Consider the following 21,847-nt stretch of genomic DNA (forward strand, 5'->3'; position numbering starts at 1 on the left):
TCCACCGGATAAACTCACCTTTTATCGGCTTTTCCAATGGCAAGCTTGTATCTTTTCTCCAGAATGCTAATCTTGCCGCACAAAATCGCAAATAGACATGAGTAAAATAAAAGTAGGTATCGTCCAGCAGGCCAGTACGGATGATCGCCAGGCCAATATCGAAAAGAGCATGGCCGGCATCCGCAAATGTGCAGCGGAAGGTGCCGAACTGGTCATCCTGCAGGAATTGCATACCGGCATTTATTTCTGCCAGGCCGAAGACGTCGACAAATTTGATATGGCCGAAAGTATTCCCGGACCATCGACCGATGCCTTTGGGGAACTGGCGCGCGAACTGGGCATCGTCCTGGTCCTTTCTCTGTTCGAAAAGCGTGCGCCGGGCATTTACCACAATACGGCCGTCGTGATGGAAAAAGACGGCAGCATGGCGGGCAAATACCGGAAAATGCATATACCGGACGATCCGGCCTATTACGAAAAATTCTATTTCACTCCCGGAGATATGGGCTTTGATCCCATCGATACTTCCGTGGGCCGCCTGGGTGTATTGGTCTGCTGGGATCAGTGGTATCCGGAAGCGGCCCGTCTGATGGCTCTCGCCGGGGCGGAAATGCTGATCTATCCGACCGCGATCGGCTGGGAAAGTACGGACCCGCAGGAGGAAAAAGACCGGCAGTTCGGCGCCTGGCAAACCATTCAGCGCGGCCACGCCGTAGCTAACGGTCTGCCGGTAATTGTGGTGAATCGAACGGGAATGGAAAAGGACTGGACCGAAGTGACCGGAGGCATTCAATTCTGGGGGCAGAGCTTTGTTGCCGGGCCGCAGGGGGAATTACTCTACGTAGCGCCCGCCGATGAAGAAGTCACCCACGTGCTGGAAATCGATAAGCAACGCACCGAGGATGTACGACGGATCTGGCCTTTCTTCCGGGACCGGCGCATTGATGCCTACGATGGTTTGTTGAAGCGATATCTGGTGTAAACGGATGGGTAAGGAGCCCTTCCTTTTAAATAGATCAAATTGTCGTTCGGCGGTCTGCAGCCAGGTGCAGACCGCCGAACGCTTGATCAGGATACCAGTTGACTGATCTTATCTTCAATTTCTGCAAATCCGAAACCGGCCCAGATCCGCTCCCATTTGGCATTCACTTCCCGGTGATTGAGATTGCCAATGCTCCCTTCGTGGGTATGTTGCACCTCCCGGGGCGGATTAAAATCACCGCTCTCTATCTGGCGACCCACTTCCTTGTAGGCATCCCGGAAAGGCATTCCGCTCAGCACCAAACGATTGACTTCCTCCACACTGTAGAGATAAATGTATTTGTCGTCGTCCAGAATATTATCCTTGATCCGGATCTGTTGCAGGGCGTAACTGGCGATAGCGAGGCTGTCCTTCAGACTTTCAATAGCCGGAAAGATCATTTCCTTGAGCAACTGGAAATCGCGATGGTAACCTCCGGGCAGGTTCCCTGTGAGCTGACTGACCTGTGCGGGCAGACTTTGCAACTGATTGCAGCGGCCGCGTATCAGCTCGAATACATCCGGGTTTTTCTTATGCGGCATAATACTGGAACCGGTCGTCAGTTCATCCGGGAAGGAAATGAACCCGAAATTCTGATTCATGAACAATACCGTATCCATGGCCAGTTTACCCAGGGTGTGCCCGATGCCGGCCAGGGCGAAAGCCAGAAAATGTTCCGTCTTTCCCCGTCCGAGTTGGGCGTGCACTACATTGTAATTCAGATCGTCGAAGGCTAGTAATTCGGTGGTTAATTTACGGTTCAGCGGGAAAGAGGAACCGTAGCCGGCCGCCGATCCCAGCGGGTTCTGGTTATTGATCTTAAACACGCTCTGTAGTAGCTGCAGGTCGTCGGTCAGCGATTCGGCGTAAGCACCGAACCACAATCCAAAAGAAGAGACCATGCCCACCTGCAGGTGAGTATATCCAGGCATTAAGCGGTGCTGGTATTGCTGCGAGAGTGATTGCAGGGTCTGGAACAATTCGCTTATACCCTCGGCGATCGCCGCCATTTCCGCCCGGAAATACAGCCGAAGATCCACCAGTACCTGGTCGTTGCGGGACCGTCCGCTGTGGATCTTTTTTCCCATTTCTCCCAGACGTTCGGTGAGCAGCATCTCTACCTGGGAATGCACGTCTTCAATACCGTCTTCAATGGTAAATTTACCCGCCAGTACCTCCTGGTAAATGGCTTTCAGGGCAGCGGCCAGTTGCGGCAGTTCTTCCTTTTCGATCAATCCAATGCTGGTGAGCATTTCGATATGGGCCAGAGAGCCCTGGATATCGTAGCGGGCCAGTTCGAGGTCCAGTTCCCGGTCACGTCCGACGGTGAAACGATCTATCTCCTGATCTACGGTGTAATCCTTTTGCCAAAGTTTCATGCTTGCTCGATCTTTAATCCTTCCATTAATTGAATGTAAAGTGCTATCCCTTCCCGGATCTCGGAGATCCTGATGTATTCGTCCGCCGTATGCGAGCGGGCGCTGTCTCCGGGGCCGATCTTGAGAGTCGGAAAAGCCATCAGGGCCTGATCCGACAGGGTAGGGGAGCCAAAGGTAGTTAATCCCAGCGATCTGCCCCGCTGCACGATGGGGTGATCTTCCTCCAGCCGGGAGGAATTGAGGCGGTAGGACCGGGCCTTCAGGATCGATTTGGTATTGGACTGCAGAATGGTAAAGGCATCCCAGTTGCTGTACAGTTCGTTGGTGCGTACGTCGATCACGAAGTCGCAGCGGTCCGGCACGACATTGTGCTGGGTACCGGCTTTGATCTGGGTAACGGTGGCTTTTACCGGCCCCAGCATGGGGGAGACTTCCGGGAATTGGAAGTTCCGGATCCAGTTGATGTCTTCCAGCGCCAGATACAGTGCATTGATTCCCTCGTCCCGGGCCGCGTGGCCGGATTTTCCGATCGCTTCCCCATCGATCACCATCAGTCCCTTTTCGGCGATCGCCATTTGCATCTGGGTCGGTTCTCCTACTATCCCCAGCTGGATCTCACCCAGCTCCGGCAGCAGGGAGGCAATTCCATTCGCGCCGGAGATCTCTTCTTCCGCCGTGGCGGCCAGGATCAGATTATAAGGAAGATCATCCCGGTAATAGAAATGGAGAAAGGTAAACAACAGGCTCACCAGTGGTCCTCCGGCATCGTTGCTGCCCAGACCAAAAAGTTGATCGTCTTCCACCTCCGGTACAAAGGGATCCCGGGAATATCCGGAAGCCGGCTTCACGGTATCGTGGTGAGAATTGAGCAGAATGACCGGCAGCCCGTCCTGCCAGTGTTTATTACGGGCCCAGACGTTGTTCCCATTTTGCTGAACGGCCACACCCCGGTCCTTAAGGATAGCAAACAGGATGGCCGCAGTGCCTTCTTCTTCCCGGGAAAAGGAAGGCGTGCCGATCAATTGGTGCAGCAGCTCTACTGCGGATTGGGTAGCGGAGTCTATGGTCATGAAGGTATAATTTTGGGAATTTAGAGGATAGCAGGTAGGCCTGATCGGTGCTAACTGATAACGGTTGCTTTACCCGCTGCCATCGCTGCCGGATTGCCGATCACGATCTCACTCACCCCCGCATCCAGCCCGGCAAAAGCATTATCCAGTTTCGGGATCATCCCGTCGGTTATAATGCCATCCGCTTTGTATTGGAGATAAGATGCCCTATCCAGTCGGCTGATCACCGAATTGTCATTGGATGGGTCCTTCAGCACTCCCGGTCTTTCGAAGCTATATTGCAGGTGTACCCGGTAGTGGGGCGCCAGCGCCACGGCGAGCCGGGAGGCGATGGTGTCGGCATTGGTGTTCAGCAGTTGTCCTTTACCGTCATGGGTAATGGCACAACATACGGGAACCAGGCCGCCGCTCACCAGATGTTTGAAGGTATCCACCCCAACGGCATCGATATCTCCGGCAAAACCATAGTCAATATCCTTTACGATCCTTTTGTGGGCCAGAATGGTATTCCCGTCCGCTCCGCTCAGGCCGATGGCCGGGCACTGCATGGCCTGCAGGCGGGCCACGAGTCCCTTATTGATTAATCCGGCGTACACCATGGTCACGATCTCCAGAGTAGCCGCATCCGTGATGCGCCGCCCGTTGATCATCTTCGGTTCAATGCCGAGTTCCTTGATCAGTTCGTTGGCGCGGTTCCCACCGCCGTGCACGAGGATCTTATGCCCTTCCATAGCGGTAAAAACCCGCAGCATTTCCAAAAGCTGATCTTCATCCGCGAGCAGCTTCCCGCCGATCTTAAGTATATTCAGGATATCCTGCATAATTGAAATTTAAAAATTAATAGGAGAGATCGACTAAAGGAACTTTGGAAGGCAGGATGTTGAGCACAAAGAAATCGAAAACATCTCAGGGCCAGAAAAAACCAACCCCCCATCAACCATCAACCGTCAACCATCCACCATCAACCATCAACCGTCGCCCGTCTACCATCCACCGTCAACCATCAACCGTCGACCGTCAACCGTCCACCATCTACCATCTCAACATCCGAGCAATCACCGCCTGCGCCGCATACGTCCGGTTATTCGCCTGCTCGATCACAATAGATTGCGGGCTGTCCAGTACCCCATCGCCAACGACCACATTGCGGCGAACCGGCAGGCAGTGCATGAATTTGCCATTATCGGTGAGGGCCATTTTTTCCGGAGTGATCATCCAGTTGCTATCCTGTTGGAGTACTTTCCCGTACTGATCGTAAGAAGACCAGTTTTTAGTATAAATGAAATCCGCGCCTTCGAAGGCTTTCTGCTGATCGTATTCAACCGGTGTATCCTTGACGAAATCACGCGATAACTCGTATCCTTTCGGATGGGTGATCGTCAGGTCCATACCAGCGGCCTGCATCCATTCAATAAAGGAGTTACTTACTGCCTGGGGCAATGCGCGGGGGTGGGGTGCCCAGCTCAGGACTACCTTGGAGCGTGCTTTGGTCGTCTGTTCCTTGATCGTCACCAGATCCGCCAGAGACTGCAGAGGGTGACGAATGGCCGATTCCAGACTGATCACCGGAACGGAAGCGTACTGGATAAAGCGGTTGATGATAAAATCCGAATAGTCTTTTACCTTATCGGTCAGCGAGGGAAAGGTCCGGATCCCGATGATGTCCGCGTACTGACTGACAACGGCGGCCGCTTCGCGAATATGCTCGGCCTTATCGGTATTCATGACAATATGATCTTCAAACTCCAGTTGCCAGCCCTGGGCGGCGTTCATGCTGATCACCGACATGCCCAGATTGATACCCGCTTTCTGGGTGCTCAGTCGGGTACGCAGGCTGGGATTGAAAAACAGGAGTACCATCGTTTTATCCTGGCCAAGCGCTTTCGAACCGAAAGGATCGGCTTTCATGGCCAGCGCTTCTTCGGCCAGGGCAATTGGGTCCGATACGTCGGACACTGCTGTGAATTGTTTCATTTATAGATAGTTATGGCAGCTTTTCTAAACTTTAGGTTTATGGTGAAATGACGCTTACACGCCAACGGCCAGCGCTGATTTCAACTCCTGAATGAACTGATCCGCCTCCGCCTTACCCAATGACAGGGCCGGCAGTAAGCGCAGCACGTTCGGATCGGAAGACGAGCCGGTGAATACCTTATGGTCAAACAGCAACTGTTTTCGCAGCGGTCCGACGGCAAAGGGGAATTCCAGACCGATCATCAGGCCTAGTCCTCTCACTTCGGTAGCTTCGTCTATATCCCGGAGTTGATCCATCAGGTGATCTCCCACGGATGCGGCGTTCTCCACCAGTTGTTCTTCCCGGATGACATCCAGTACGGCGATGCCCGCAGCACAGGCCAGGTGATTACCGCCGAAAGTGGTGCCGAGCAGACCGTAGCTGGCCTGGAATCGCGGATGGATCAGCAGACCGCCGATCGGGAAACCATTGCCCATACCCTTGGCCATGGTGATCAGGTCCGGTTCGACCTTGGAATACTGGTAAGCAAAGAACTTTCCGCTTCGGCCGTAACCCGACTGGATCTCATCGAGGATCAGCACCGTATCGTGCTTTTTGCAGAGGTCCGCAATGGTTTCCAGAAATGCCGGATCCGGCACGTGAATACCGCCGATACCCTGGATCCCTTCAATGATCACCGCGCAGACATCTCCCTGCGCCAGACTTGCACTCACCGATTCCAGGTCATTCCACTCGTGGAACTCGGTAGCGTAGGTCCGGTTGATGGGCGCTTTGATCTTTTCGTTATCCGTGGCGTTGACCGCTACGGAAGTACGGCCGTGAAAAGCTTTTTTAAAGGCAATGACCTTGGTGCGGCCATTGTGGAAAGAAGCCATTTTCAGGGCATTCTCATTGGCTTCGGCGCCGGAATTGCAGAGGAACAACTGGTACTCATCACAACCCGAAAGCGCACCCAGCTTATCGGCCAGTTCCTGTTGCAGTGGATTCTGAATGGAGTTGGAATAAAATCCGATGCGGTTCAGCTGATCGCTGATCGTTTTGATGTAATGCGGATGGCTGTGACCGATGGAAATAACGGCATGTCCGCCGTAAAGGTCCAGATAGGCCTGCCCCTGAGCATCATATACATGGTGACCTTCGGCCCGTACGGGTTCCAGATCGTATAATGGATAAACGTCGAATAATTGCATGATTGGTGATTTTAGGCGATGCACGGAAGTGCATCCAAAGCATTAAAATACAGAAGCTTTCAACTGCAGTCCGGCCGTTTGTGGGAACCCGAACACGAGGTTCATATTCTCCACCGCCTGTCCGGATGCGCCTTTCAGTAAATTATCGATGGTACTGATGATAAACGCTTTCCCATCGTGCTCTTCCACGTGTACAATACACTTGTTGGTATTGACCACCTGCTTGACATTCGGATTCTGCTCGGTCACGATCGTGAAGGGAGCATCCTGGTAATACTCTTCGTATAACGCCTGCAGCTCCGATCCCGACAGCGCACAATCCGTGTAGATACTGGCAAAAATACCCCGGGCGAAATCACCCCGCACCGGGATGAAATTCACCTTGTCGGTAAAGTCGGGTTGCAGTTGCGTCAGACTGCGCAGTATCTCGGCGAGGTGCTGGTGTTTAAAAGCCTTGTATACCGAAATGTTGTTGTTGCGCCAGCTGAAGTGCGTGGTCGCTCCCGGCGACTGTCCGGCCCCGGTAGAACCGGTAATGGCGGTCACGTGTACTTCATCCTGCAGCAATCCGGCTTTAGCCAGCGGCAGTAAACCCAGCTGGATGGCCGTTGCGAAACAACCGCAATTAGCGATGCGGCGACTTTTTCGGATCTCCTCCCGGTTCATTTCCGGCAATCCGTAGATGAAATCGGGATTGAGCCGGTAGTCGTGGCTCAGGTCGATCACGACCAGTTCCTCCGGAATTTCGTGGCTCTCCAGAAATGTTTTAGACTGGCCGTGGCCCATACACAGAAAGATCACGTCCACGCCGAAGTCTACGGTATCCGTAAAGTCGAGGTTTACTTCTCCCAACAGATCGGTATGAATACTGTGGATGGGATTTCCCGCCTGACTTTTACTGTGGACAAAGGCCAGTTCAACTTCCGGATGGTAGGTAAGAATGCGGATGAGTTCTCCGGCGGTATAACCTCCGCCTCCGATAATGCCCGCTTGTATCATGATGATTGATGATAGGATGATAAGATGAGGCGATCTATGGCATCATCTTATCATCAGATAATTAAATAATTAGCTCTTATGGACCAGGTGTCTGATCTTCAACTGGTTGGCGAGGATCTTGGTGAAACCTTTCACGTCATCGCCGCTCCATCCCTTGTTCATTTCACCGTAGTGACCGAACTCGCTGTTCATCAGGTCGTAATCGGACTCGATACCTTCCAGTTCGAAACGGTACGGATGCAGTTGAACGTAGACGGAACCGGTCACGCCTTCCTGCGTATCTTCCAGGAAGTTCTCGATGTTGCGCATGACGGGGTCCAGGTATTGCCCTTCGTGCAGCAGCATTCCGTACCAGTTGGCCAGTTGTTCTTTCCAGTACTGTTGCCATTTGGTGAGGGTGTGTTTCTCCAGCAGGTGGTGGGCCTTGATGATGATCAGGGGAGCTGCCGCTTCGAAACCAACCCGGCCCTTGATGCCGATGATGGTATCTCCCACGTGTACGTCGCGACCGATCGCGTAGGGGCCCGCAATTTCCTGTAGTTTTTCGATAGCCTGGGTCGGATGATCAAACGCCTTACCGTCGATACCGCTCAGTTGGCCGTTCTCAAATTGGAGACTTACAGTCACGGGAGCTTCGGCGGTCATGGGAGTAGGGTAGGCCTTTTCCGGTAGTGCTTTCCGGGAAGTGAGCGTTTCCGCGCCGCCGACACTGGTTCCCCAGAGTCCCTGGTTGATGGAGTACTGGGCTTTTTCCCAGCTCCAGTCTACGCCGCGTTCCTGCAGGTACTCGATCTCAGCGGCCCGGGAAAGTTTCAGGTCGCGGATCGGGGTGATGATCTCCAGGGATTCGCCCAGCACATTGAACACCAGGTCAAAACGAACCTGGTCGTTTCCGGCTCCCGTACTGCCGTGAGCAATGGCATCGGCACCGATCTCACCGGCATATTTGACCACCTCCAGCGCCTGGAACATGCGTTCGGCGCTTACCGAAAGCGGATAGGTGTTATTGCGCAGGATATTTCCGAAGATGAGGTATTTGACACAGCGATCGTAATAGCCGGGAACGGCATTTACGGCTTTGAAAGATTTGGCCCCCAACTGGTAGGCTTTCTTCTCCATGGCTTCGAGTTCTTCCGCATTGAAGCCGCCGGTATTCACCGTCAGCGCGTGCACTTCGAGGCCTTTGTCTTCGGTAAGGTATTTTACACAGAAGGAAGTGTCCAGACCGCCACTATAGGCGAGTACTACTTTCTTGTTCATAATTGGTCTACTAGTAGTCAGGCAGTTTAAAAAGCTACCGGCCGGCGATCATAAATCGGGCCGTGCAAAGCAAGGCAGGGCTTCGAACTTATGGTCTTTGCCGGATAAACTGCACAGGTGTTTATAATTCAATCAATTTAAGCTCAATTCCGAATTTCCGCAGTTATCGCTGCGGCCCCGGGCGCAAAGCTAATCCGTCTCTATTGCTTCACGATCATATGACTCAGATCGTGCGCCATTTCCACTTCTTCCTTGGAAGGTGCGAGCATGGCCGTACACAGACACATCCGGCGCTCGTTACGCTCGAGAATGTCGTAGTTGGGACAGGATTTGCAACCCGCCCAAAAGGCTTCGTCCTGGGTGAGTTCGGAAAACGTTACGGGGCGGTAACCCAGATCGGAGTTTACCCGCATTACCGCCAGACTGGTGGTAATACCAAATACCTTTGCCGCGGGGAATTTATCTCTGCTGAGTTGGAAGATCCGTTTTTTAATGGCACGGGCCAGACCGTGTTTCCTGAATTCGGGGGCAACGATCAGCCCAGAGTTGGCTACATATTTTTCGTGGCTCCAGACCTCGATATAGCAGAATCCGGCCAGTTGATCTCCCTGCAGGGCGATCACGGCGTTTCCGTTATCGATCTTGGTAGCGACGTATTCCGGTTTTCGCTCGGCGATACCCGTTCCTCTGGCTTTCGCCGATTCAGCGATCAACTTGCAAATGGCCTCAGCGTAATGTTTATCTTCCGGTTCGGCTACTCTAATGGTAAATTCCATTGCGTGGGTAATGAGTTAATTAGCAATCTGGTTAAGCTCGACTTTAGCGGTAACTGTCTGACGATAAGTTAGACGTAAAGACCCTAAAACCGTAACATTAAATTTGGAACCTGGTTAGGAGGAAGGATGATCGGTAGTAGTACCAAAAACCATCCCAATGGATGATATGTGTATATAGCGCCCCTAAGGGCGACGACGTGGAATACGACGCCGGCGAAAAGCGGAAGGCAGGTTGAAATAATATACTTTTTTCGCCATAGTGGGCACAAATGTATACGCTATTGCCTATATATACAAGCTTTTGCAGGATTTTTATGAAATATTTAAGAACGAGCCGTTTTTATTTAATCCTGTTTAATTTTTTGTCACTTCTGACCGTGTGCAGAGCACCAACGGCTACTTGACTAATTGATCAGAAAATGGAGGCTGTTGTTGTTCGTCACCATACTATTGTTGCATTTCAGTACAATATCGGTGAAGTAATAGTGGTCGCCACTGGCTGCTTTGCGGATCAGCGCTAAAGCCTCAGCGGAATAAAAAGCGCCTTTGTTGGTGATGGTGGTCGGTTTGCCATTCGCAGGGACATGGGTCAGGGAGAAATAGTCCACGCCGCAATTGCAATCACTTGCGCAGTCCTCTTTTTTTGCGGCTAATCCCAACTTTTCAATAAACGCTTTCCCATCTACCGGCCCCGGACGTAAGCCCGGAAGACCAATTATTGCGGTCAGCGGGATCGACTTAATCTTCAGCCCACTCAAGACCCGGGAGAGCTTGACGGAGAAATCACCCACCGTTTTGGTTTGCAGATTGTCATTGCAAGCCACCCTAATGTCACTGAAATAATACAGGTCTCCCGGACTCCCAATAGAGAGGAGTTGTCGGGACCGATCGTTTAATTTACCCCCGGTATTGTAAACGATCTGCCCGTCCCTGGCACCGGATACCTGCGTAAGGGTGAAGCTTTTCACGGTACACTGGCAATCTGTAAAGCGACAGTGTATGACCAGTTCCGGATTGGATTTGATATTCTGTAGGTTGACCTGCCCCCTGAAACCGGCCAGACTAACCACCGCCCGCGGTCCAGCCCTTTCCGCCGGAGCAGTTCCGCCTGGATTTTCCTCCTTATTCCCAAAGTTAGAAAGGTCGGTAGTCAGGTCTATTTTTCCATTATCTTCCCGGGTAGCTTCCTGCGAAGTCGGCTCTTTTGCCTTCTGATTGTTGCCGGAACCTAGTTTGGTGATCTGTTTGCCGATGAAGAACAACAGGATCAATAATATCCCTCCCCCGATCGCCTTCAACTGCGTGGTGAGGCCGGAAGTAGTTGTCGGCTCTTTTTTCTTTTGTTTAGGGCCTGTTTCAGCACTAGCCGTTTTGGTGGGCGCTATGGTCCTCGATGCAGGGGCAGGCTTTCGCTCCGTCGGTGTATCTCCGGTTTTTCGCTGGTCTTCAATTAAGCTGGCAATATGTTTTTTGGCAACCGCTATATATTGACCGTCAGGATGCTTATCCAGATAATCGTACATGGCGGACAGGGTACCCTGTTTCCGGGCCCGTTCCCAACTCTGATCGTCTTCCAAACGGCGGAGCGCGAGTCTGGCTTCCTCCTCGAATTGCCCATCCGTATATTTGCTGAGGTAGCGACTATAGGAAAAAATGGTGTGCTCGGTTTTGACCTGTTCCCAGTCTTTAATTTCCTGTAACTCCCGGATCTTATCTTTCGCTGCAGCGCTGTTTTCGCTATCCGGATAAGTGGAAAGATAGGCCTGATAAGCCTCCAGGGTATCCGTTTGCCGGGTCGATGCCCAGTCTCTTTTGGCATTTTTCAGGAGATGAAAAACAAACTGTCCATTTTTATGACCCGATATCTTTAAGGGCTCACCAATCGGGCTTTGATCGGCATTACTTTGCACATACTCAACAACCTGGGCACATAATTCCTGCACTCCGATGGCTCCGGAATTTTGCCGTAGCCGGTACAACAGACTCTCTGCAAAAGGACTGTTGTCTCCCGGTTTCCCATCCGAAACGATCTCATTCCGTCCGGAAGTCAGTCCCCAGCGGGAAGGATCCGATTCGTATCGTTTACTCATAAAGCGGTCGGCACCCTGGGCAAAAAGTGACCCGGAAAAGCAGGAGTCGGCCATCAGGAAAATGTGATGGGCTGGAATGGCACTGAGAAAGATCCTGATCTCACTGTTGGGAATATATTGGGAAGTACGGCCCTGTTCGGCGTTAACGGGTATCCAATAACCTTGTTGAAAGCTTTTGTTGTACTCACCGTGTCCGGAAAAATAGATCAAGAGATTATCCGGTGCGTGCACTTCGGACACCATTTTTTCAAAAGCCTCGTAAATGTTATCCCGGGTAGCCGCTTCGTTAAACAGGGTCGTGGTATTTTCGGGCAGCACCCCATATTTTTCGGTCAACACGGTAATCAGGTCCCTGGCATCCTTCACACAATTGTACAGGGGTGGGCAATGCCGGTAGGCATCAATGGCAATCACCAAAAGATGGGTTTGTCCCCGCACGTACGAAAGCTGTCCCGGATCAAGTCCGATTCCCTTGTTTGCCATTTAAAAAACCTTCAGGATCTGATAATGAGCGATAAATATAGAAATTTTAGGAAAATTCTCTTTGGATCTTCTTCTCTCTTCATTGCTACGGTTTATACGTGATTGTGTTGCAACGACTGCCCTTATTCCTGAAATGGACCGTGGTGGTATTCACCGGCTATTTTTTGTGGATCAATTGCCCGGATGTGCACCGTTGAAATAGCTCATGTCAGGCATGAATTCGGTCCGTCAAGCTGTGGGACGGTCCACGTACAGGGTGGATTGTTTGATTTTTGTAGGCTTCTGATTGTTGTGTGTAATTAATTGTAATAACATTTCCCCAACTTTGGAGCGAACGAAGCCGGGAGAAGCGAATGTACGGCGAAACCCTTTCCCTGATTGCCAACTATTAAACAACGAAATTCATGAGAACGAAATTACAACTGTATTTTCTTGGGCTTATTCTATGTATCGGAATCCCTGCCGGTGCCCAAACCTTTCCAAACGCGGCTCCCGCGGATATAGCTCTCTTCCCCGTACAGAACGAGCAGAGAAATAGAATGGACCTGTCGGGGATCTGGAAGTTCAAACTCGATGAAACGGGCGTAGGCGAGCAGGAAGGCTGGTTTAACGGCCTATCCGATTATCGGTCCATCGCGGTTCCCGGTAGCTGGAATGACCAGTTCAATGATACCCATAATTACCTCGGGCTTGCCTGGTATGAGACCGAAACTTTTGTGCCGGCCGCCTGGAAGGAGGAACGCATTTTTATCCGGGTGGGCTCCGCCAATTATTTGGCAAAGATCTGGATCAACGGTACGCCGCTGGGGCAACACGAAGGCGGCCATATCCCTTTTGCCTTCGACATTACTTCACTGGTGAAATGGGACGGGCAAAACCGCATCAGTATTCAGATTGAAAATGAATTGAAACCGGACCGGGTGCCGACCGGCAATGTAAAGGGTGGACCCTTTAATAACTTCCCGGCCACCAGCTACGATTTCTTTCCCTTTGCCGGTCTGCAGCGGGCGGTTTGGTTGTACACCACTCCCCAGACCGCAGCCATTCAGGATATTACCATCACTACCGATTTTGAATCCACGACAGGCAAGGTAGCGGTGCAGGTGGAAAAGCGTGGATCCGCGCGGAAGGGTACGGTCACCATCTCCGGCCACGGGGTAAATGTGGAACAAGCCATCACCTTTACCGGCGACGCGGCCACGGCAAATATTGAGATCCCGAATGTGGAATTATGGTCGCCGGAAAACCCGGCGCTCTACGAGGTTTCCGTGAAGATCGGAGACCGCAATACTATCGACAGCTACGCCACGCAAACCGGCGTAAGAACGATCGCGGTTACCGAGAAAGCTATTCTCCTGAACGGCGAACCGATCTACCTTAAGGGCTTTGGCAAACACGAGGATTTTCCCATCTACGGACGGGGTTCGGCCTATCCGGTGATGGTCAAGGATTTTGAGTTAATGAAGTGGACGGGCGCGAATTCTTTCCGTACTTCTCACTACCCGTACGATGAAGAATTCTACAAAATGGCCGACCGCGAGGGCTTTCTAATCATTGACGAAATTCCGGCCGTGGGGCTGGTCTTTTACGATGAAGCGGAAAACGTGGCCAAAAGAAAAGCTCTGTGCAGCCAGTACCTGGATGAGTTGATCGCCAGGGATAAAAACCATCCGTCGGTCATTATGTGGTGTGTGGCCAATGAACCCTTTCCCGAAAATTTGGGCGGTGGCGGTTTTACCGGACAGGCGAAGGAAACGGCGGAGAGTGATGTCGCGATTGATTTTCTGGAGGGACTCATCCGGCAGGCAAAAGAAAAAGACCCGACGAGGTTGGCGGCTTTCGTGGGCGTTATGGGCGGCCCGACCGCCTGGCTGGATCTCTCCGATGTGATCCTGATCAACCGTTACTTCGGCTGGTATACCAATGTAGGCAATCTGCCGCTGGGACTGCGCTATTTTGGCGGTGAAATGGATAAGATCCATGAGACCTTCAAAAAGCCGGTCATGGTGACCGAATTTGGTGCCGATGCGATCGCGGGTATGCACGCTACGGAGGATGAGATCTATTCCGAAGAATTCCAGCGGAAGATGATCGCGTCCTATCTGGATGTGGCGGATGCCAAAGACTACGTGGTCGGCATGCACGTCTGGAATTTTGCTGATTTCCGGACCGGTCAGGCGCTTATGCGCGTGGGCGGTATGAACCTCAAAGGCGTATTTACCCAGGATCGTAAACCTAAACTGGCGGCTCACTTATTGCGGGAGCGATGGAATAAGGCGAAGGAATAGATCACTGTCTAAAACCCAGATCAATTATGAAATCCTTACGTAACGGACTGCTTTCGGTAAAATTTTTATCGCTATCACTTATCGTTTTATTTGTAACCTGTCAGCAACCGCTGGACCGGCCGGCCATGGATAAGGTCAAAAGCATTCAGGCCTATACCGACCTCACCTGGTACGGTCAGAAACTGACTAAGGTGGAGATCGCCTACGAAGATCGGGTGGACCTTTCGCAGTTAACGGCCGATAGTTTCGTCCTGCTGGATCGCGGATACGCCCATCCGGATTTTGCGCGGGCTACTATCGCCTCAATTGATGTAAATGACCAGGTAGTTACCCTGAACATCACGACGGCCACGGAGGCCTCGGAAGATAATAGTCTGAACTACATCGGAGACGATGCGGATGGCGCCCGCACCAAAAATCCGATCGGCCTGTACGCTACCGGACCCTGGTACCGGGCGGTGGATGGTACGATCCATTTTGGCGAAACGGATGAAGCGCCTTATAAGGCCAATACCACCCGGGATGGATACCAGACCCGACCCAGTCTGGAATTGAAATTTTACCACGCCGGTGAGTCGGAAACCGATGCCGCCAGCCTGGCTGATGCAAACGGGCACTATGATACGAATGGGCTCTGGTTGCCAACGATCGACGCCAACTACGGTGAAAACGGGTTTCAAACTTTCGAAGCATTGGAGATAGCCGTTCCCACAACGGCTACGGATGGAGATAAATATGTGCGGGGATGGGCCTACTTCCCGGATGATTTCGATCGCAATCGCGCAGCTAAGTACCCGCTGATCATCACCATTACCGGCTACGGGACTTCGTATTGGAAACACGAGGACGGCACCCACAATTTCGGGACCGGCCTCAACTTTGACGGTTCCGCCTTCCGCTGGATGGATAATGGCGCGATTGTATTGAACATCCACGACCGAAGCCATACCGGCGGCGAGGAATACCGGTTTTATGAGGATGATCATAATGTGATCCAGTATTTCATCCAAAATTACAATGCCGATCCCGAAGCCATTACTTTGACCGGCAATTCACGCGGTACCTTCGCCTGCAATACGCTCGCGGCTACCTATCCGGGACTGATCAATACCCTCATCCTCAATAATGGCTCTATGGGGAATGGAATTGCCGGGGCACGGATGTTTGCGGGAAGATGGACCGATAAGGAGTGGCAGGATGCCGCCAAAAACGGATTGAGCATCTGGGTTTTCGACGGCGAAAAGGATACGGACAATATCGAAACCTACCAGAAGGCCATGGCCCATTATAAAACCGCCGGCTGGTCGGACGAATGGATCGCCGAGAACATCCGTCTGACGGGTTTCCCGACCCATCTTTATCACTACTGGGGTGAGACCGATCACTCCACCACCAAACTCACTTACTGGTACTTTTTCGATCAGCCATATTACGGACCCGAAGCCGATATCAAAGCCGGTAAACTGGTCTACCGAAGCCGGTTAAATCCCGGAGATAACTACCAGTTGCGGGGGCGCCTGGTGGAGGGCACCTACAACAAGCAGGGCTTTGATCATGTCGTATATCCGGAGAATTTGCGGGACTGGGTATTATCCCGGGAGTATGAAACCCGATAAAACAGTCTCTAAAATTTGGAGGGGCGGTAAAGCCGAAGATGGAGATAAGTGTTAAGTTTGTGTTCAGGCAAATCTTGAAATTATCAAACAATTAACGCACGAACAGGTAAAGAATGAAGATCGGCGATTCCCGCTGGTGATCGTCGCCCAGGATGTCAGTGATCCTTTGAATATTGGTGCCCTCTTCCGGCTGGCGGACGCGCTGGGGGTGGCCGGCCTGTACTTATGCGGGCAGAGCCCGCGGCCACCGCACAAGCGGATCAGTAAAACGGCCCGTTCCACCGATCAGTTCGTGCCTTTCGAATACCACACCTCGACGCTTGCCGCCATTGAAAAACTTCGGGCGGAAAACTATAGGATTATTGGCTTGGAAATTACCGATACGAGTGAGCCGATCGACCGGTTTACGCCCGATGCAGAACATCCCCTGGCGTTGGTGATCGGTGCGGAAAGCCAGGGGCTTCATCCCGATACCCTGGCCGTGTTGGACGCGGCCGTACACATTCCCATGTACGGCCGGAACACCTCCATGAATGTGATTCAGGCCTGCGGGATTGCTATTTATGCGCTGAGCCGGAAACTGCTATAACGGTCATCAGCACCATCTAACCGCCGCGTTCGATCGGACAGGTCATACAGTGGGAACCGCCGCGGGCCCTAGACAACTCACTGGATGGCAGGGTGATGATCGTATTTTTAACTTCACTGGGTAAGATAATCCCGTCCTTAAAAGCTTTCAACAGATCGTAGGCGTGTACGACGCGGTAGCCGGCCTCTTTGAAGGACAATTCCGTGCGGGGATTTCGGTCGTAGGTTACGGCGACACCCGGGCGCAGGGCGACCAGGTTGCAGCCGTCCGTCCACTGTTCACGTTCCTGGTAGGGGGATTCTCCGTTCCCGCTGAGCAGGAAACGTGCATCCGGGCAGATCTCCGCTTCGATAAAGCTCTTGACGGACAGATAGGTGTCCGTGCTGCCGTCGTGGCGGAATACGTCCAGATTAGAACTCATTCCATCCACAATGATCGGTTTGTAGCAGACAAAATCCCGGGTATTGATCTGGGTGAAAATGGTATCCAGGTGCATAAAGGAACGATCGTTCGGAATATTGACCTGTACTACATTTTTCACTACGTTCTTCTCAAAAAGCGCCTGGGCGAGGGAGCGGATAGCGTGCGGAGTGGTCCGCTCGCTGGCTCCGATCAGCAGATAATCCGGATGCAGCAGCATGGCGTCACCGCCTTCCAGCGAAACCGGTTCTCCCTTTTTGGAGCGGGGGAATAGGTCCACTTTGTTGAGGTTGACGACTTTGTTTTCTTTTTGCAAATTCTGGAAGATCGGATGGGCCCAGATGATAAAGCGCGTCAGGAAATTCTCCCGCGACCGCGCTTCCTTGGCCGCTTTGGTGATCACCAGGTGATCGTTGACCACAAAGGCGATATCCCGTGTGAAAATGAAATTGGGAATGGGATCAAAGAGAAAGTAATCCTCCGGTTCGTAATAGCCGGTGATCAGGACCTGGGTCAGGGCCTCAGCACTTAAGCTGTAAAGCAGTTCCTTGACACTGGAAGGCAGTTCTTCGTCGGAAACGATCATTTCCAGCATTTCCTTTTTGGCTTCCTCATCGTGGCTCAGGGCTTCCTGCAGCAGGGTTTCCATCTCCAGAACGTTCCCTTCGCCGAGGAAGGCTTCCAGGACTTCGACGAACACATCGTGCTCCTCCTGCATACGCGGCAGGTAGACTATATCATCGAACAGTAATTCTTCGGCGTACTTGGGCGAAATGCGGGCGGTACCTTTGTCCGGTCGGTGGACGAGTACGCGCTGTAACGGATCTATTTCCGAGTGGACTTCAATTTTGGTTTGACTCATCGTGGTTGGGCATTGTAATTTGGGAGCATGTCTTAAAACTGCTTACTGGCTAAAACACGCTCTAAGCGACTTCAACGATCTTTTCGATTTCGTAGATCGAATTGATCTTTCCGGCAAATATGCAATAAAATCGAGGATTTTCCCGCATGACGGCGATTTCGGTGGGGCGACCGTCGTCGATGTAATTGGCCTTCAATTTGCTTTTTACGGTATAGAAGGACCGAAAGTAATGGAAGTCCACGTCCTCCTGAAAATATTGCCGGATCTGGCTGATCATCTTTCGGTAATTAGAGGCGGGCCGGTAAGCACAATCCGTACAATTGGCCACAAAATCCGGCCGGCAATCCATGCGCAGTTCCTGGCAGTCAAAGGTCGGCATAGCCGCGTAAGACACCTTGTGGTGGGTATACGCTACCGAGGATAAAGAAAGCAAACCGGACAGGCCGTAGGGCATCAGCGAAGCAAAAGGTCCATCCATGACCGTAAGCCCGAGGTTTTTCAGCTGAGGCGAAGTAACGAAGGCCATTTCGGAGATCTCGTGCATCAGATCGATGGATTCCAGTCCAAACACCCGGTTGACGGCATTGCTGGCGGCATAAGTAGCGTTGATCACCTGCCCGGCAGAGATCATCGCTCCGTGATCTTCTCCGCCGGTTCGCAGTTGCAATTTCCAGTGGTCCGCTGCGGGTTCCGCCCGGATGACGGTGGTTTGCCGGTACAGCTCGATCCGTTTTTCCGCCCGGAGTTTTTGCCGGTAGTACTGTGCGATTAAAATGGGATCAAACGTTTCTTCCCGGGTGAGGTAAAGCGCCTCGATGCGATCAAAATTGAAAAGGGGCTGGGCGGCGATCCGCTGGTAGGGCAGGCCGATGTGTTCGCAGAAGCGTTCAAACTGCACGCTATCGGTAAAGGAGCCGTGCCGGTCGATGGCGTAGTATTTATCGAAGTGACCGTTGATGAAAGGCCGGTGTTCCGCCGCGAACCGCAGGCGGTTATCGTCGGACATCACGGCCGTAGCCACACTGCGTGGGTAATGGTAGCCAGCGTGCAGTCGGGCCTGATTAACGATGGAAGCTTTGCGCAGCAGTTCCGCTTCTTTTTCGATCAGCAGCACCCGTTGTCCTTTGCCCGCCAGGTACAGGGCCGCGTAGCAGCCGAACAGGCCGCCACCGATAACGGCAAAGTCGTATTGGATTGCTTGTGGGTTCACGTTATTGGATCATCAGTTCTGAATGTCCAGCAGGGACTGGTATACGGGCCGATAGGCATCCCCGGCCAGCAGTCCAAAAAAATGAAGGCTGCTTTGCAACTGGTCTATCCGGGAAGGACCGATCAAAATACCATTAATTTTCGGATGGTGGTACGCGTAGATCATACTGATCTGATTGAAATTGCGGATGGATTCGGGTACATCCCGCTGGTTCCAGTGCGGGATCAGGCTTTCCAGTTTGGTGTGGAGTGGGGTAGTGCCGGCGCTTCCTCCCCGAACGATCAGGTTGCTTTCCGGCCGGTAGTGGTCGGTGCGCAGCTTCACGCCACCGGCATTGATGCCGTAGGCGAGGAAACGGGCATGGTCCTGCAGTGGAGCATAGCGGTCCAGATCGGATTGAAAAAGATTGTGCTTCACCTGTATTCGGAAATCGAGTTGGAATGCCTCGTTCAGTCCGGCGTAAATATCGGGATGTCTGATCCCGGATAAACCCGCCTGCAGGCCGTCTTGTACGGCAATTTCGAGTACCTCCAGGCTCCGTTCGATCTCCGTCCGATCGTCCCGGTTATCCCAGTGGATCATAAAGGTATCCAGATTGGAGCCGAATCGGTGGCGGTAATCATCCAGATTGAGCAGAAGAAAACTTTTGCTCAGATTGTGATCAGGGGTTCGCAGGTTATTGATACTGCCGACCTTCATGATCACTTCCAGGTCGGTAATGCCGTGGGTTCCGATCCACTCCAGTAAGATCTGCTCCGCCGCGCGGAAATCGGTGGGAATTTTGTTGATCGGATAATTGGTAGCCGCATCTACCTGCCGGCCGCCCATTCGGTAGAATTCATCCATAAGCTGAAAGCACTCCGCTTTGCTGAGTGTCCAGCCCCACATGGCCGTCCCGAGTATGATTGAAGGTCCGATAGAATTGAATATTTATTTAGGATTCGCGGACAAAATATCAATATTACCGGAGAATTGATGCCCCGGCTGCCTGCAAGTGATTCCCAAATTACAGAGATAATGCCTAAAACAGGCCAAGCTTTCAAACATCTCAACATTTCAAACATCTCAACATTTCAACGTCTCAACCTTTCAACTTCTCAACCTTTTCCCCTTCAACTCTCGCATCGCCTGCATATACTTTTTAGCCAGCGGCCAGATCTCCACCCGGCTGCTGCTGACATCATCCGTCCAGACCACCGGTAACTCCTTGATCCGCAGATTCAGCCATTCGGCAACGGTCAGCAATTCGGTAGAAAAGAACCAGCCGTTATTCTGCGCTCCCTTTTCGTAGAGGGCCGGATAATGCTCCCGTTTGAGCCATTTAAAACCACACATGCCATCCGAGAACCCGACCCGAAGATAATTACGCAGCATCCAATTGAATACCCGGGAACTGATCTCCCGTTTTAGCGTACGACCGATCACCCGGGAGCGGGGATGCAAGCGGGTCCCGTATACCAGGTCGTAGTCTTTTTCCACGATGGCCCGGTAAGCTTCCAGGAAGTGATCCAGGCCGGTAGCCAGGTCCAGATCCATGTACCCGACGATCTCGGCCCGGGATTGGGACCAACTGGTCTTTAGCGCCAGTCCAACTCCCCGGTCGGGGACCTTTAGAAAGCGGACATTGGTAAAAGTCGACTCTAGTGCCCGACCCAGCGTTTCCGTTTGATCCGTAGACCCGTTATCCGCAATGATGATCTGCCACTGCTCCGTATCCGGAAAATGCGCGGATACAAAATCGTGGAGCTTGCCGACCTGTTGTTGCAGGCTGGCCTCCTCATTCAGTACCGGAATGGTAATATCGAAAGTCATGAATTACATTTCTAGAAGTTGGTCCACCACCATGCGGATTCCGACGGTAGCTTTCTCCGCGATCACGGTCAGATTGGGGATCATACTCAACTCGTAGTTGATGGTGGGCTTAGGGTCTACGTAGAAGATCTGCGCATCGGTCGGAGCAATACCCACCAGTCCGGCCGCAGGGTACACCTGCATGGAAGTACCGACAATGATCACATGGTGTGCTTCGGCCACCAGGGCCGCGGCTTTAGTCAGCATAGGAACGTCTTCACCGAACCAGACCACGTGTGGTCGAAGTTGGCTACCCCGCTCGCATTTATCCGTCGGCAGGATATCTTTGGGCCAGTCGTATACCAGTCGTGGATCGACGGAACTGCGGGCCTTCATCAATTCGCCGTGCAGGTGAACCACCTGGGAACTGCCCGCTCTTTCGTGCAGGTCATCTACGTTTTGCGTTACTACGTGCGTATCGTACTGCTTTTCCAGTTCCACCAATGCAAAATGCGCCTGATTGGGCAATACTTCTTTCAATTGTCTTCGTCGCTGGTTGTAAAAATCCAGCACGAGATCGCGGTTTCTGCGCCAGCCGTCCGGAGTAGCGACCTCCATCACGTCGTGACCTTCCCACAGCCCGTCGGCATCACGGAAGGTCTTGATACCACTTTCCGCACTGACTCCCGCACCCGATAGCACTACCACACTTTGTTTTTCCATAACTATGCGTTTTCAATATTTCTATCCCAACAACGTCCCGTGGAACAAAACAGGTTCAAAAATGAGGAAATTTCTCGTAACCCCCACTTCCGGTCGGAGAATGTT

General features: G+C 52.3%; 18 protein-coding genes. 4 read left to right on the forward strand and 14 right to left on the reverse strand.

Going from position 1 to position 21,847, the window contains the following annotated elements; translation table 11 throughout:
- Nucleotides 1-106 precede the first annotated feature (106 nt).
- The gene (locus CRP01_RS14300) at nt 107-982 is read left to right on the forward strand and encodes a carbon-nitrogen hydrolase (protein ID WP_099150963.1); all 876 of its coding nucleotides are present in this window, start codon (nt 107-109) and stop codon (nt 980-982) included.
- An 86-nt stretch (nt 983-1,068) separates the two neighbouring features.
- Here CRP01_RS14300 and argH read toward each other — a convergent pair whose 3' ends face one another.
- The 9 genes from argH to CRP01_RS14345 form a co-directional block, all read right to left on the reverse strand.
- Nucleotides 1,069-2,400, reverse strand: a complete 1,332-nt coding sequence (gene argH / locus CRP01_RS14305) for an argininosuccinate lyase (protein ID WP_099150746.1) — start codon at nt 2,398-2,400, stop codon at nt 1,069-1,071.
- On the reverse strand, nt 2,397-3,470 hold the full coding sequence (locus CRP01_RS14310; RefSeq protein WP_099150747.1) for a M20 family metallo-hydrolase: 1,074 nt from the start codon (nt 3,468-3,470) through the stop codon (nt 2,397-2,399). Before CRP01_RS14310 ends, argH begins: the two co-directional genes overlap by 4 nt.
- Nucleotides 3,471-3,520: 50 nt before the next feature.
- Nucleotides 3,521-4,291 (reverse strand): acetylglutamate kinase, encoded by a 771-nt coding sequence (gene argB / locus CRP01_RS14315; RefSeq protein ID WP_099150748.1) that lies wholly within the window; start codon nt 4,289-4,291, stop codon nt 3,521-3,523.
- 211 nt (nt 4,292-4,502) lie between these two features.
- Nucleotides 4,503-5,444: an N-acetylornithine carbamoyltransferase gene (locus CRP01_RS14320; RefSeq protein ID WP_099150749.1), complete on the reverse strand. Its 942-nt coding sequence runs from the start codon at nt 5,442-5,444 to the stop codon at nt 4,503-4,505.
- Between the two features lie 54 nt (nt 5,445-5,498).
- Complete coding sequence (locus tag CRP01_RS14325; RefSeq protein WP_099150750.1) at nt 5,499-6,635, reverse strand: aspartate aminotransferase family protein; 1,137 nt, start codon at nt 6,633-6,635, stop codon at nt 5,499-5,501.
- 42 nt (nt 6,636-6,677) lie between these two features.
- On the reverse strand, nt 6,678-7,634 hold the full coding sequence (argC, locus tag CRP01_RS14330) for an N-acetyl-gamma-glutamyl-phosphate reductase (protein ID WP_099150751.1): 957 nt from the start codon (nt 7,632-7,634) through the stop codon (nt 6,678-6,680).
- A gap of 69 nt (nt 7,635-7,703) precedes the next feature.
- A complete protein-coding gene (locus CRP01_RS14335) occupies nt 7,704-8,894 on the reverse strand; it encodes an argininosuccinate synthase (RefSeq protein ID WP_099150752.1) in 1,191 nt (396 codons plus the stop codon).
- A gap of 200 nt (nt 8,895-9,094) precedes the next feature.
- On the reverse strand, nt 9,095-9,670 hold the full coding sequence (locus tag CRP01_RS14340; protein WP_099150753.1) for a GNAT family N-acetyltransferase: 576 nt from the start codon (nt 9,668-9,670) through the stop codon (nt 9,095-9,097).
- A gap of 404 nt (nt 9,671-10,074) precedes the next feature.
- A complete protein-coding gene (locus CRP01_RS14345; protein ID WP_099150754.1) occupies nt 10,075-12,243 on the reverse strand; it encodes a caspase family protein in 2,169 nt (722 codons plus the stop codon).
- Between the two features lie 404 nt (nt 12,244-12,647).
- On the opposite strand from CRP01_RS14345, the gene uidA reads away from it, so the two are divergent.
- From uidA to CRP01_RS14360, 3 genes are all read left to right on the forward strand, one after another.
- Nucleotides 12,648-14,531, forward strand: a complete 1,884-nt coding sequence (uidA, locus tag CRP01_RS14350) for a beta-glucuronidase (RefSeq protein WP_099150755.1) — start codon at nt 12,648-12,650, stop codon at nt 14,529-14,531.
- Between the two features lie 26 nt (nt 14,532-14,557).
- Nucleotides 14,558-16,147 (forward strand): alpha/beta hydrolase, encoded by a 1,590-nt coding sequence (locus CRP01_RS14355; protein WP_099150756.1) that lies wholly within the window; start codon nt 14,558-14,560, stop codon nt 16,145-16,147.
- Nucleotides 16,148-16,283: 136 nt separating this feature from the next.
- Nucleotides 16,284-16,736, forward strand: a complete 453-nt coding sequence (locus CRP01_RS14360; protein ID WP_170110372.1) for a TrmH family RNA methyltransferase — start codon at nt 16,284-16,286, stop codon at nt 16,734-16,736.
- 16 nt (nt 16,737-16,752) lie between these two features.
- Here the strand turns inward: CRP01_RS14360 and CRP01_RS14365 are convergent, their stop codons facing one another.
- The 5 genes from CRP01_RS14365 to CRP01_RS14385 all read right to left on the reverse strand — a co-directional run bounded on the left by CRP01_RS14365 (nt 16,753) and on the right by CRP01_RS14385 (nt 21,742).
- Nucleotides 16,753-18,018, reverse strand: a complete 1,266-nt coding sequence (locus CRP01_RS14365; protein ID WP_099150758.1) for an arginine deiminase — start codon at nt 18,016-18,018, stop codon at nt 16,753-16,755.
- A 61-nt stretch (nt 18,019-18,079) separates the two neighbouring features.
- Nucleotides 18,080-19,228, reverse strand: a complete 1,149-nt coding sequence (locus CRP01_RS14370; protein ID WP_099150759.1) for an NAD(P)/FAD-dependent oxidoreductase — start codon at nt 19,226-19,228, stop codon at nt 18,080-18,082.
- A 12-nt stretch (nt 19,229-19,240) separates the two neighbouring features.
- Nucleotides 19,241-20,158 (reverse strand): aldo/keto reductase, encoded by a 918-nt coding sequence (locus tag CRP01_RS14375; protein WP_317048816.1) that lies wholly within the window; start codon nt 20,156-20,158, stop codon nt 19,241-19,243.
- A 159-nt stretch (nt 20,159-20,317) separates the two neighbouring features.
- Nucleotides 20,318-21,040, reverse strand: a complete 723-nt coding sequence (locus CRP01_RS14380) for a glycosyltransferase (RefSeq protein WP_099150761.1) — start codon at nt 21,038-21,040, stop codon at nt 20,318-20,320.
- Nucleotides 21,041-21,043: 3 nt separating this feature from the next.
- Nucleotides 21,044-21,742, reverse strand: a complete 699-nt coding sequence (locus CRP01_RS14385) for an SIR2 family NAD-dependent protein deacylase (RefSeq protein WP_099150762.1) — start codon at nt 21,740-21,742, stop codon at nt 21,044-21,046.
- Nucleotides 21,743-21,847 lie beyond the last annotated feature (105 nt).

The sequence above is a fragment of the Flavilitoribacter nigricans DSM 23189 = NBRC 102662 genome (genome assembly GCF_002646595.1).
Classification (GTDB): Bacteria; Bacteroidota; Bacteroidia; order Chitinophagales; family Saprospiraceae; genus Flavilitoribacter; species Flavilitoribacter nigricans.